This window comes from Pseudomonas brassicacearum, assembly GCF_000585995.1.
In the GTDB taxonomy this organism is placed as follows: Bacteria; Pseudomonadota; Gammaproteobacteria; order Pseudomonadales; family Pseudomonadaceae; genus Aquipseudomonas; species Aquipseudomonas brassicacearum_A.
Map to the genome: position 1 here is coordinate 5,862,986 of NZ_CP007410.1, position 13,144 is coordinate 5,876,129.

Here is a 13,144-nt window from a genome sequence, read left to right on the forward strand (position 1 = left end):
CGCCCACCCATAAGGCGAGCGACTCCTTTCAGCTCCCCTTCGGACAGCCAACATTCATCTGCTCACACAATCCCTCGCACCGACCCATTGTCAGTTGGGCACAAGCGAAACCTGAGTGCGACCAGCTATCTCTGAACAGTTCCGAGCCTTCCCAAGAGGTCTTGCTAATGCAAGACCCTTTATAACTCAAGGACCGACGCCCTTCCTCTACCTCACCTCAACAATATCCAAAGCCCGATTAGCCAGCAGCTCACTCACCTCAATCACCTGCAAAATCCCCAACGCAAAATGCCGTCGTGATCCCTCAAGACCAAACGCCAAATCATTGATCATGGCATTGGCCGAAGCCAGGTTTTCACTGAGATTAGCCAGCAAACATTCCGAATCAACATCCGGAGCGATACGGAAGATAGTGTTGGGTTTGTCAGACGTTTTGTTCTTCGGCGCAGGCTTCAGGTAGTAATCCAACGCCCGGTTGGCAGCGTCATCAAGCTTGTTGTTACGAGCAGACTGAGCGCGAGATACATGCTCATCTGCGGTCGGAGGGTTCGGTGTAATTTTTGCCATCGACTTAGGTTCCTGTAAGTGATGCTGCAACCACCTCGCGACTAAACGAGGGGGCGGCAGCTGTGCGCAGGTTAGTCGACCGGTGAACCTAAGAATCCCGGCGCGCCCGGGGGCGCCCTGCGCACAGCCACCATCAATACAGGAACAGCAAAGCCTGTCCGACGGAGACTTGGTACGCCTTAGGTTGAGACGGGCGACTAAACCCGATCACTGATGAGCAGTGACAGGACCCAAACTACCGACGCGACCCAAGACGCACAAGCCGGCGGATTCTGGCGTAGTTGTAGGCAATGGCGCAAGGCGATGTCGGTCTTGGCTAGTCTCGTGGAGTCACGATAAACAACTGGCCGGAATGTTGCTGATGCACCGCTATCGCGAGCAAGCTCGCTCCCACAGAGGAGCTTGTGTACATACGTCTAAGGGGAATGCATTCGCGACCGGCTGCATCCTTGCAGCCAGTCGCGAAGAGGGTTACGACTCGTTGTTCAATGGGGCTTGCGACCAACATCGCAATAAATCAGACGGGATATCTCGATCATATCCACAACGGTTTCTTCATCGACCTCAAACCCGCTGCCTGCCCCCCCTGCACTGCTATTACTTAAGCGTAACGTCAAGCATCGGCGGAATGTACCCATAGTCGTACTCGCCCACCACAAACGTCTGCTGCCCTTTTATTTTCAAACCCACCGTGGGTGCCTCAGTGCCACCCACCCGAATCTGCGTGCCGGTTTCGTCGGTCGGTACGCTGTCGATAAAGGAGGTCACCAGGCCGTTGGGCATCACATAGTGTGAGTAGGTCTGGAATGGCTGGGAGGACGGGTTGCCCAGCACCAGGCCGGAACCGTTGAGCGGCACGTAAGGGCCGAACAGCGAGTCCGCGACAAAACCGTACACGCCGTCCGGGCCGGTCACACCGTCGCCATAGGTGAAGGTATGGCTGATCGTGAACAGGTAGTACTTGCCATCCTGGAACACGAAGTGCGGGCGTTCGGTCTGGTCGTTGACGCCCACGGCGGTCAGCAGTGGCGGCAGCATTTCCCAGTCGTCACCGTCTGCGTCGCGGGCCACGGCGATGCCAACACAGGCGGTCTGGAAGCGCGAGTTGCCGACATCTTCATAACCCGGTGGCACGTCGCCGATTTCGGCCTCGCCCACTTTGTGCGAGCCGCGCTCACCGGCCACGTTGCCCTCGAACAGCATGTACAGCTTGCCGTCGTTCGGGTCGCGGAATGGCCATGGGTCACGAAAACCCCAGAAGGCGTTTTGGGCTTCGGTCTGGTACATCTTGCCGTCGGACTCGAACAGCGGCTTGACCTTCTCGAAGCCGACCATGCTGACGCCATGTTCAGTGGTCACGACCCGACCGCGCACTTTGACGATGGTCGCGCCCGGGGTGACGGCGGTGTAATACAGGTCCACTTCACCTCGGTCGTTCAACAGAATCGGCGTGCCGGCCCATTCGCGAGCGGTCGGCGAAACGCCTTCGGCCATCACACGGCCACCGAATTCCCAGTTCTTGCCGGTACGGGAAAACCAGTAGTACATCTTTGCTCGGCCGTGACGATCGTTCCAATCGCGGAGGATGTCGTAGTTACCGTCCTCGTCGAGGTACTGCGGGTCGTTTGGATGACGATCGGCCGTCAGGGTGAAGATCACCGACCAGCCATCGACGGACGTCACGTTACCGTCCAAGTCGCGTAGGGGCATGGTGTCCCAGATGAACACGTCGTTGTTCAATACCGGGAAATCCGCGCTGACCAGCGGCTGAGTGGTGGTGGGATCGTCCGCCCGGACTTTCAACGCATCAGCGCGGGTCCAGAGGCTGGGTTGATGGGGGGTTGCACCGAATTTTTCAGTGTTGGTTTTCATAAGGTAATACCTCGTCCATGAATGGATTCAAATAAATGATGTTTGGGAAATACTGGATGCGCATACAGTGAAGCCACCTTATAGAGGCTCATGCATGCGGGTCAAGCAAAAAATGCATTTGTGCATATTTTGGTTTTTTGTTGTAGCTGATACGTTTCAGCAGTGAGTGTTTGCAGAAGTTCGTTCGGGGGGAGATCGACGACGTTGGCTGCACGCTCGGTGCTCTGAATCGTTACTCGGTGGAAAGCGCGTAACTGGGCAACGGGTGGAAGCAGTGCATAGAGGGATCGGTTAACTGAGTCTGCGGGTTCTGCGCAAAGCCGATACAAGGTGGGGAGTCAGCGGTTCTGAGGTTGACTGGTGTACCGCTATCGCGAGCAAGCTCGCTCCCACAGTGGGGGGTGGAATGCTTGTTTCGGCGGTGGGTCAGTTGTTTTGATGGGGGTGATTCCGAATGCTCGGGCACAAAAAAAGGCCTTGCTGTGCAAGACCTTTTTTTCATACCTGGGGCAAGCGCTTCCCCTGATTACCGCACCTCAACAATATCCAAGGCCCGATTCGCCAACAGCTCGCTCAACTCAATCACCTGCAAAATCCCCATCGCCACATGCCGTCTTGATCCATCCAGATCGAACGCCAGATCACTGATCATGGCATTAGCCGAAGCTAGGCTTTCGCTGAGATTGGCGAGCAGACATTCCGAATCAACATCAGCTGCGATACGGAAAATGGTGTTGGGGTTATCAGACGCTTCCTTCTTGGGCTTCAGGTAGAAATCCAAAGCTCGGGTGGCAGCGTCGTCGAGTTTTTTATTTCGAGCGGATTGGACGCGGGAGACTGTTTCGTCTGTAACCGGGGGGTTCGGTGTAATTTTGACCATAGTCTTAGCTCTCTTTGGTTGAGGCTACGACCCGATCGCGACTAAACGATGGGAGGCAGCTGTACGCAGGTTAGTCGACCGACGAGCTAAGAAATCGGCGCGCCCGAGGGCGCCCTGCGCACAGCCACCATCGAGTGCAGGAATGGGAATACCTGACTGATGGACGCTTGAGCGACTTAGCAACGACGGGCGACTAAACCCGATCACTGATGAGCAGTGACAGATCCAAGTTACCGACGCGACCCAAGGCGAACAAGCCGGCGGATTCTGGCGTAGTTGTAGGCAATGGCGCAAGACAACGTCAGCCGCTCCCAGGTCTCAATCGCCCCAATAAACACCCATCCCTTTCACCCCAACGTATTCAAACAAACCACCTTCGGCTGGGTCATTTCCTCATACGCAAACCGCACCCCTTCCCTGCCCAAACTGCCGTATTTGGAACCGCCGAATGGCATCGCATCGAACCGAAAATCCGAAGAGTCGTTGATCATCACCCCGCCCGCCTCGATCCGCCGAGCAGCGCTCATCGCCGTTGCCAAGTCGTTGGTAAAGATCCCCGCATGCAAGCTGTATTCAGGTTCGTTAGCCAGCGCGATAGCCTCATCAAACGCGTCGAACGGCTGTAACACCACCACCGGCGCGAAGACCTCGTTGCGCCAGAGTCGGCTGGCATGGTCGACGTTTTCCAATACGGTCGCGGCATAGCAGGCGCCTTGGCGGCGGTGGCCGCAGAGCAAGGTGGCGCCTTGTTGCAGGGCTTCGTTCACCACATGTTCGGCGTTTTGCGCGGCTTGGTGGGTGATCATCGGGCCGATGTCGGTGGTGGCGAGCAGTGGGTTGCCGACCACGAGGGCTTGGGCCTTTTGGACGAAGCGTTCGCGGAAGGCTGCGTAGATCGGTGCCTGGATGAGCAGGCGTTGGGTGCCGATGCAGTTTTGCCCGGCGGCCCAGAAGGCGCCGGACAGGCAGCTGTCGACGGCGGCGTCGAGGTCACAGTCGGCCATGACGATGACGGGGGCGTTGCCGCCCAGGTCCATGGCGAGTTTTTTCAGGCCGGCGGTGCGGGCGATTTGTTCGCCGGTGACGAAGCCGCCGGTGAAGGAGATCATGCGTACGTCGCGGGCGGCGACCAGGGCTTTGCCGAGTTCGGCGCCGCCGGTGGCGACGGTGACCACGGATTCGGGCAGGCCGGCTTCGACCAGGCAGGCGACCAGTTTGAGCGCCGACAACGGGGTCAGCTCGGACGGTTTGAGGATCACCGCGTTGCCGCCGGCGATGGCCGGGCCGAGTTTGTGGGCCACCAGGTTCAGCGGGTCGTTGTAGGGAGTGATCGCGACGATCAGGCCCAGGGGCTCGCGGGTGAACCAGCCTTGGCGCGATTCGGCGCCTTCGTAGGCATCGAACGGCACCACTTCACCAGCGTTACGCCGGGCTTCTTCGGCGGAGAGCTTGAGGGTGTTGATGCAGCGTTTGACTTCTTTTTCCGCCTGTTTGAGGGTCTTGCCGGCTTCGTCGACGATCAGCCGGGCGAAGGCTCGGGCGTCGCGCTGGATGTTCGCGGCAGCCTGTTCGAGGACGCTGGCGCGGCGATGACGGGGCAGCGCGGCGCAGGCTCGGGCACCGCTGCGCCCGGTCTCCAGCAGTTGCGGCACTTGCGTGGCGCAGATGTCGGCCACGCTTCCGATGACGGTGCCGTCGAACGGGTTGAGGACTTCGATTTGCGGCTCGGTCACAGCCAGGGCCAGACGGGAGACGTTCATGGTTTTACTCCTGGTTGCGGGCGGCGGATTGGTGGATGTTGATGATGTCCGACAGCAGCGCGAAGGCGGTTTCGGTGCGGCCGGCGCCCGGGCCGGACACGGTGACGGCGCCGAGCAGTTCGGAGGTGAACGACACGGCGTTGGTGGCGCCGCTGATGCTGGCCAGGGGGTGGTCGTTGTTCAGCAGGCGCGGTTCGACGCGGGCGCTGATGGAGCCGTCGGCGTTGCGGGTGGCGGCGCCGATGAGTTTCCAGCGGGCGCCGTCCTGGCGGGCTTTTTCGATGTCGTCCAGGCCCAGGGCGGAGATGCCGTTGCAGGCGACGTCGTTGACGGTGAGTTTGGCGTCCAGCAGTTCGTTGGCGAGGATCACGACTTTGAGGCGCACGTCATGGCCTTCGACGTCCGCGGTTGGGTCGGCTTCGGCGTAGCCTAGTTCCTGGGCTTTTTCGACTGCTTCGGCAAACCCCAGGCCGCCTTCCATGCAGGTGAGGACGAAGTTGGAGGTGCCGTTGAGGATGCCTTCGAAGCCTGTGATCGAGCTGCCGGCCAGGGATTGTTTGGCGAGGCGAATGACTGGGGTGCCGCTCATGACTGAACCTTCGTATTCGAAGGCGACGTTGTTGCGCTGGGCCAGGGCTTTGAGTTCGGCGCCGTGCAGGGCGATGGGGCCTTTGTTGGTGGTGACCACGTGTTTGCCGCGCTCCAGGGCCCAGCGGCAGAACGAGGTGGCGGGCTCGCCGTCCACTGGGTTGGTGAAGGTGGCTTCGGCGATGATGTCGGCGCCGCTGTCTTTGATCACGGCTTCGTTGAGGGCTTCGGCGGTGCCGGTTGGCCATTGGGCGAACGCGCCTTTGGTTGCCGGCAGTTTGGCGAGCAGTGCGGCGTCGAGGCCTTCGCGGCCGATGATCGAACCGAGGAACAGGTCGGTGACGCCGACGATTTTCAGGGTGAAGCCGAGTTCGGTTTTCCAGCTGTGGTTGCGCTCGGCAATCAGTTGAGCCAATGCCCGGTTTACACCGCCGAAGCCGACCAGCGCGAGTTTGTATTCAGTCATTTTTGTTGTGTCCCTTGATCCGGGGGGTGGGGTTGTTGGGATCTAGGTTAGGGGGGTGGGGTGGGCAGTGAAATATGGCAATTTGCTCTATTTTTTGGGCGTTTTGACCAGGGGGTGGGCAAGCTGGCAGGCATGGGAAAAAGCCAATGGGGGTTGGCTTTGTAGGTCGGGTGGATGGGGTTTATGTGGCGAGGGAGCTTGCTCCCGCTCGGTTGCGCAGCGACCGCCAAAAGCGAGGGCTGCTGCGCAGCCCAGCGGGGATAAATCCCCTCACCACAGGTTAATTCTTTGCCATGAAGTGGCCGCCAAAAAGCGGGGGCTGCTGCGCAGCCCAGCGGGAGCAAGCTCCCTCGCCACGGGGTTTTGTGGGGGGCAGATGACTTCACTTGAACCCCATCATCTGAGGCGGCAGGTATGGGAAAAAGCCAATGGGGGTTGGCTTTGTAGGTCGGGTTGACGGGATTTATGTGGTGAGGGAGCTTGCTCCCGCTCGGTTGCGCAGCGACCGCCAAAAGCGAGGGCTGCTGCGCAGCCCAGCGGGGATAAATCCCCTCGCCACAGGTTAATTCTTTGCCATGAAGTGGCCGCCAAGAAGCGGGGGCTGCTGCGCAGCCCAGCGGGAGCAAGCTCCCTCGCCACGGGTTTTGTGGGGGGCAGATGACTTCATTTGAACCCCATCATCTGAGGCGGCAGGCATGGAAAAAGCCAATGGGGATTGGCTTTGTAGGTCAGGTTGATGGGATTTATGTGGCGAGGGAGCTTGCTCCCGTTCGGTTGCGCAGCGACCGCCAAAAGCGGGGGCTGCTGCGCAGCCCAGCGGGAGCAAGCTCCCTCGCCACGGGGTTTTGTGGGGGGCAGATGACTTCACTTGAACCCCATCATCTGAGGCGGCAGGCATGGAAAAAGCCAATGGGGATTGGCTTTGTAGGTCGGGTTGATGGGGTTTATGTGGCGAGGGAGCTTGCTCCCGTTCGGTTGCGCAGCGACCGCCAAAAGCGAGGGCTGCTGCGCAGCCCAGCGGGGATAAATCCCCTCGCCACAGGTTAATTCTTTGCCATGAAGTGGCCGCCAAGAAGCGGGGGCTGCTGCGCAGCCCAGCGGGAGCAAGCTCCCTCGCCACGGGGGTGGTGACTGGCTTTAGACCACCGATGACAGCACGAACGAAGTGACTGTGTTTTCTACTCCGGGCAGGGCGGATATTTCTTTCCAGACTTTGTGCACCCGCTCCGGGTTCGCCGCGCCCACCCGCAGCATCAAATCGAACTCGCCGCTCATCACGTCGCACTGGAGCACTTCCGGCATGGCGCGCAGGGCCTGGAGCACTTCGGCGCCGCGCATGCGGTCGTAGCGGTAGACGAAGATCACGGCGTTGATGTTCGACGACGCGTGCGCGCCCTCCCCGGTGCGCACGGTGTAGCCCTGGATCGCGCCGTCGCGTTCGAGGCGTTCGATGCGTTGGCGCACGGCATTGCGCGAGAGGTTGACCTTGGCCGCCAGTTCGGCGTGGGCGGCGCGGGCGTTGAGGCGCAGTTCGGCGATGATGCGTTCGTCGAGGGGGTCGAGGATTCGCTTCATGGGGCCTCCTTACAACGCGCCGAGCAGTTGATGGAGAGCACTGAGGTCGTCCGGCTGGATGCGATGGATCTGCGCCGGGCCATGCTCGGAAACGGGAGGCTGTTGCGCCGCAATGGTGATCCCCAACTCGCCCAGCAGCGCCGCCGATTTGGCCGGGGAAATTTCCCCCAGGGTCACCATCGGCGCCACCAGGCTGCGCCGGTACAAGCGCGCCGCGAGCACGCCGGTGGCGGTGTGGGGGTCGATGACATAGCCGGTGTCGCGGTACAGCGAGGTGATTTCTTCCAGGGTCTGCGCATCGCTGACCGCGTAAGAGTCGATGATCATCCGCGCCTGCAACCAGAACTCGTTGGCGATGGTCATCTCGCCGCTGCTTTCGAACGTGGCCATCAGCGCGCTCACCGCCTGGTCGTCATGCCCGTAGAGTTCCCAGAGAAACCGCTCCAGGTTGGAGAAGATCGACAGGTCCATGGCCGGCGACAGGGTCTTGTTGGCGCGCAAACGGGAGTAATGATTCTTGAGGAACAACTGGTGCAGGGCGTCATTCTGGTTGGTCGCCACGATCATCTGCGTGATCGGCAAGCCCATCTTCTGCGCGATGTAGCCGGCATAGACCTCGGCGAAACTCGCCGCCGGCACGCTGAAACCGATGGGGCGCTGACCGCCGCCCAGTTGCAGCACGGCATGGAAATAAAACACCAGTTGCGCCAACACGCCGACCCAGTTGCTGGAGTTGAAGCTGATCGCCTCGTGCCCGGCGTACGACCAGTGCCGGAACAGCCGGCTGACGAGGGTCTGGCATTCGTCGAAGCTGCCGTTGACGGCGAACTGATGAACCCTGGGATGGGCCGCCGCTTGCAGGTGCTGGAGTTGTTCGTGGGGTACGCCGGCCTCGGGGTAGATCACCACCACGACGGTTTCTTCGCAGTGTTTGAAGGCCTCGATGGCGGCCAGCCCGGTGTCGCCGTTGGTGGCGCCGATCACCACGGCGCGACGCTGGTTTTTCTCCAGGAAATATTGCACTAGTCGCGCCTGCAACTGAGCGGCGAAATCTTTCGAAGAACGGGTCGGACCGTGGAACAGCTCCAGCACCCATTCGTTGCGATCCACCTGATGCAGCGGCGCCAGGGAGCGATGGCTGAAGTGGCGGCCCGCGTCCTTGAGCAGGCGCTTGAAATCGGCCTCGGCAATCGCCTCGCCCACGAACGGGTTCATCACTCGGTAGGCCAGTTCGTCATAGGACAGGGTCGACCAGTTGGCGATTTCCTGGGGTTCGAACAGCGGCAGTTCGAGGGGCACGAACAGCCCGCCGTCCTCGGCCACGCCCGACAACACGACCTTTTCAAAATCGACCTGCACGGCCGAATTTCGGGTACTCACATAGCGCATGGTTGGCTCCGGCCAATTATTTGAAACGATGTGCCTGCTCGACCAGCCAGGTGGCAAACATGACGGCGTCGGGGTGTTGCTCGGTGCCAGAACCGCGGACGAGGTAGAACGATTCGCTGGCTTCGATGCGCTGGGCGAACGGTTCGACCAGGCGCCCGTCCGCCAGCAGGTCAGCCACCATCGACGAGCGCGCCAGGGCGATCCCCTGCCCCAGTTCGGCCATGCGTAAGGTGCACACCAGCGTGTCGAACTGCATACCCGTCGAAGAATCGACGCTGTCCGCGCCGACCATGTTCAGCCAGTAGCCCCAGCCCTCTTCGTAACCCAACACGTGGAGCAGCGGATGCTTCGCTACGTCCGTCGGCACCTTCAGCGGCGAGTTCGCCATCAGCGCTGGCGAGCAGACCGGGAACAAGGTGTCCCAGGTCAGTCGCTGTGACACCAGACCAGGCCATTGACCGTGGCCCCAGCGAATTTCCATGTCATCTTCGCCGTCCAGTTCCTTGACCCAGATGTTGCTGATGTAGCGGATGTCGACTTGGGGATGGGCCTGGCGAAAGTCCACCAGCTTGGGCGCGAGCCAGTGCACGAAAAACGCCAGGCTGCCACGCACCTTGATTGGCCGGCGTTTGTGCTGGCCAAAGATCTCGTTGGTGCCCACCGCCAGTCGCGTGATCGCGTCCTGCACCACCGGCAGGTAGGCCTGGCCTTCCTCGGTCAAGCCCAGGCCACGGGGCAAACGCTTGAACAGCGCCACTCCCAGGTGACTTTCCAGCTGACGGATCTGCTGACTGACCGCGCCCTGGGTCAAGCACAACTCTTCGGCGGCGTGGGTGAAGTTCAGGCAGCGGGCAGACACCTCGAACGCCCGCAGCCAGTTCAGTGGGGGTAACGGTTTTTGCTTCATGGTGTTGACCTCATTGACACCCCTTCCACCGAGCGCACAGGCCAGCCTCAGCGCTGGCTAGAACGCATCGGATGGCTGTGCCAAAGGGGCCACCGACAAGCGTTGCTCTCGGCTTTTGCGGGTAATGAAGTACACGAAATAGCACCAGGCGATGAATGGCAAGCCAAAGTACAGCGCCACTCGCTGTTCCGGGTCGAAGGCAATCCCGACGCAGGCCAGGCTGCAGCAAATCAACGCCCCCAGCGGCACCCACGGATAACCACGAACGCGGAACTTGAGGTCGCGCGCATCACCGCCGTGGGCGACATAGTGCCGGCGAAAGGCAATCTGGCTCGCGGCAATGCTCATCCACACCACCACCACGGCCAGGCCGGAGATCGACACCAGCGCCAGGTAGATGGTGTCGGCGGCAAACACGCTGCTGAGCAGCGAAGCAGCGCCACCGGCCATGCTGACGATGATGGCGTTGAGCGGTGTGCCCATGCGGGTCAGCGCTGAGAATTGCTTGGGCAGGTGCCCTTGGTCGCTGAGGGTCCAGAGCATCCGCGAGGCAGCGTACAGGCCGGAGTTGGCGGCCGACAGCAAGGCACTGATGATCACGAAGTTCATGATGTCCGCCGAGTACGGAATGCCGATGTAGGTGAACACGGTGACGAACGGACTCTCGACGATCCCGGCCTGCTCACGGGGCAACAAAGTCGCCAGGACGAAAATGGTCCCGACAAAAAAGATCGCCAGGCGCAGCACCGTGGTGCGAATGGCCCGTGGCACATTGCGTTGCGGGTCTTTGGTTTCACCGGCGGCGATGCCGATCAGTTCGGTGCCGGAGAAGGCAAACGAGACCGCCAGCAACGTCATGGCAATCGGCATGAAACCGGTGGGGAACAAGCCTTCGCGGGTGAAGTTGCTCAGGCCGATGCTGTGGGCCTGGTCGATGTGCAGCAACCCAAGAATGGCGCCACCGCCAATCAGCAGGAACACCACCACGGTCAACACTTTGACCAGCGACAACCAGAACTCGGTCTCGGCGAACAGACGCACGGAGATCACGTTGGTCAGGAACACCAGGCCGGCGAACAACGCACTCCAGATCCATACGGGCGTGTCCGGGAACCAGCGCGTCATCAAGATACCGGCGGCGGTGAATTCCGAGCCGATCGCCACGGTCCAGGTCAGCCAATACAACCACGCCACGGTGTAGCCGGTACCCGGGCCGAGAAAGCGCGTGGCGTAGGTGCTGAACGAACCGGTTTCGGGCATCTGCACCGCCAGTTCACCCAGGCACATCATCACCATGTACACCATGAGTGCGCCGATGATGTAAGCGATCACCGCCCCCAAGGGGCCGGCTTGGTTAACGGTGTAGCCGGACGTGAGGAACAGCCCGGTACCAATCACGCCGCCCAATGCCAGCATGACGATGTGCCGCGTTTGCATTTCCTGTTTGAAGCCGGCACGCGTGTTGAGTTGTTGTTCTTTTATGGACATGGTTGTTGTTCTCATGAAAGTTGTTAGGGCGCGTCTTTACGTCTGCGATGAATAACAAGGCAGAGTCAAAACGGGTCGCCGCTACGCTTTATTATTATTCCTATTCATGAACGCCCCACTGACCGCCTTGTCGTGGGGTATTAACGTTAAAACTTCAACTGGCTGTTTCGGTGCACGCTTTATTTGTTGAGGTTGTCTGCGTCAGTTCATCCCGCAGTTTTTTGACAAAGGCGAACGCTTGCTTCAGGTCGTCGACAAGATCATCGGTGTCTTCGATGCCCACGGAGACCCGCACCAGCCCTTCGGAGATACCCAGGGCCAGGCGTTCTTCCAGGGTGTTTTCGACGTGGCTGGTGGTGCGCGCCGGGCCGTAGATGGTTTCCACCGCACCGAGATTGCCGGCGCAATGGGCGAAGCGCAGGCGCGGCAGAAGCAGCTTGACCGTGTCCATGCCGCCGACCAGGACAAAACTGACGATGGCGCCGAAGCCCGACATCTGCGCGCAGGCCACGGCGTGGTTCGGGTGGCTGGGCAAGCCGGGGTAATTGACCGACTCCACCAGCGGTTCGGTGCAGAGGAACTGCGCCAGGGCACGGGCGCTGGATTGTTGCTGACGCATACGCAGCACCAGGGTTTTCATGCCACGGATGATCATGTAGGCCGAGAACGGGTCGAGCGTCGCGCCGTTGATTTCCCGGTAGTGCCGAACCTTGGCCATCAAGGCTTCGCTGCCGCAGACCAGGCCGCCGAGCACATCACCGTGGCCGCTGAGGAATTTGGTCGCGCTGTGGATCACCACGTCCACGCCCAGGGCCAGGGGGTTCTGATTCAGCGGTGTGGCGAAAGTGTTGTCCGCCACCACCACGGCGCCAACGCGCTTGGCCGCCGCGACCAGGCGGGGGATATCGAGGATTTTCAGGGTCGGGTTGGTGGGCGTTTCCAGATACAGCAACTGGCAGCCCTTGGCGATTTCCCGCTCGATTTCTTCGTGGTCGAAGGTCTCGCACAAGGTCACGTCCACGCCCATGCGCGGCAGGAACTCTTCGAAAATCTTGTTGGTGCCGCCGTAGCTGTCCTTGGTCGAGACCACCCGGTCGCCATGAGACAGAAAGGTGTAGAGCACGCTGCTGATCGCTGCCATGCCGCTGCTGAACGCCACGGCGGACTCGGCCATTTCCATCTCGCGGATCTTGGCTTCGAGGGTCTCGACGGTGGGGTTGCTCATGCGGCTGTAGATAAAGCCCGGGGCCTTGCCCAAGGCGACGTCGTACCAGACGTCGATGTCGTCGTAACCGTACGCGGCGCTGACCACGATGGGGGTTTGCGTGGCGTTGTAGGGATGCCTGACTTGCTCCCCACCCCAAACCGCCCGGGTTCCCGCTCCCGCGTTATCAAGCCCTGCGCTGTCAGGTTTGTTATTCATTGGGACTACTCGCACTGAGGGGGCGGATGTGGAGCCATCCGCCGGATCTGAGGGCCAATATAGGGAAAAGCTGCGGGGGCGAGAAACGATGTTATTGGTGCCAAAGGGGTGGTTTTTTTAATGGCTGGGGGTGAGTAACGGCCGGCGAATCACCGATAAACCTGTGGGAGCGAGCTTGCTCGCGATGGCGGTGGGTCAGTTGCCATTGATGTGGCTGACACTCCGCTAT

The 13,144-nt window shown here is 60.6% G+C and carries 10 protein-coding genes; all 10 read right to left on the reverse strand.

Features of this window, described 5'->3' with window-relative positions; genetic code table 11:
- Window positions 1-207: 207 nt before the first annotated feature.
- The 10 genes from CD58_RS25165 to CD58_RS25215 all read right to left on the reverse strand — a co-directional run bounded on the left by CD58_RS25165 (window position 208) and on the right by CD58_RS25215 (window position 12,915).
- Window positions 208-567 (reverse strand): DUF6124 family protein, encoded by a 360-nt coding sequence (locus CD58_RS25165; protein WP_025215681.1) that lies wholly within the window; start codon window positions 565-567, stop codon window positions 208-210.
- A gap of 597 nt (window positions 568-1,164) precedes the next feature.
- Window positions 1,165-2,439 carry a glycoside hydrolase family 68 protein gene (locus tag CD58_RS25170; protein ID WP_025215682.1) on the reverse strand — a complete coding sequence of 425 codons (1,275 nt, stop codon included), beginning with the start codon at window positions 2,437-2,439 and terminating at the stop codon, window positions 1,165-1,167.
- A gap of 526 nt (window positions 2,440-2,965) precedes the next feature.
- Window positions 2,966-3,319, reverse strand: coding sequence for a DUF6124 family protein (locus CD58_RS25175; protein WP_025215683.1), 354 nt, complete (start codon window positions 3,317-3,319; stop codon window positions 2,966-2,968).
- Between the two features lie 347 nt (window positions 3,320-3,666).
- Entirely contained in the window at window positions 3,667-5,079 is a 1,413-nt protein-coding gene (locus CD58_RS25180) for an aldehyde dehydrogenase family protein (protein WP_025215684.1), read from the reverse strand.
- A gap of 4 nt (window positions 5,080-5,083) precedes the next feature.
- Window positions 5,084-6,133, reverse strand: coding sequence for a homoserine dehydrogenase (locus CD58_RS25185; RefSeq protein ID WP_025215685.1), 1,050 nt, complete (start codon window positions 6,131-6,133; stop codon window positions 5,084-5,086).
- Window positions 6,134-7,270: 1,137 nt separating this feature from the next.
- The gene (locus tag CD58_RS25195) at window positions 7,271-7,708 is read right to left on the reverse strand and encodes an Lrp/AsnC family transcriptional regulator (RefSeq protein WP_025215687.1); all 438 of its coding nucleotides are present in this window, start codon (window positions 7,706-7,708) and stop codon (window positions 7,271-7,273) included.
- Window positions 7,709-7,717: 9 nt separating this feature from the next.
- On the reverse strand, window positions 7,718-9,097 hold the full coding sequence (gene thrC, locus CD58_RS25200) for a threonine synthase (RefSeq protein ID WP_025215688.1): 1,380 nt from the start codon (window positions 9,095-9,097) through the stop codon (window positions 7,718-7,720).
- 16 nt (window positions 9,098-9,113) lie between these two features.
- Window positions 9,114-10,004, reverse strand: coding sequence for a LysR substrate-binding domain-containing protein (locus tag CD58_RS25205; protein ID WP_025215689.1), 891 nt, complete (start codon window positions 10,002-10,004; stop codon window positions 9,114-9,116).
- A 57-nt stretch (window positions 10,005-10,061) separates the two neighbouring features.
- On the reverse strand, window positions 10,062-11,492 hold the full coding sequence (locus CD58_RS25210) for an amino acid permease (protein WP_025215690.1): 1,431 nt from the start codon (window positions 11,490-11,492) through the stop codon (window positions 10,062-10,064).
- 154 nt (window positions 11,493-11,646) lie between these two features.
- On the reverse strand, window positions 11,647-12,915 hold the full coding sequence (locus CD58_RS25215; protein ID WP_025215691.1) for a cystathionine gamma-synthase family protein: 1,269 nt from the start codon (window positions 12,913-12,915) through the stop codon (window positions 11,647-11,649).
- Window positions 12,916-13,144: the final 229 nt, after the last annotated feature.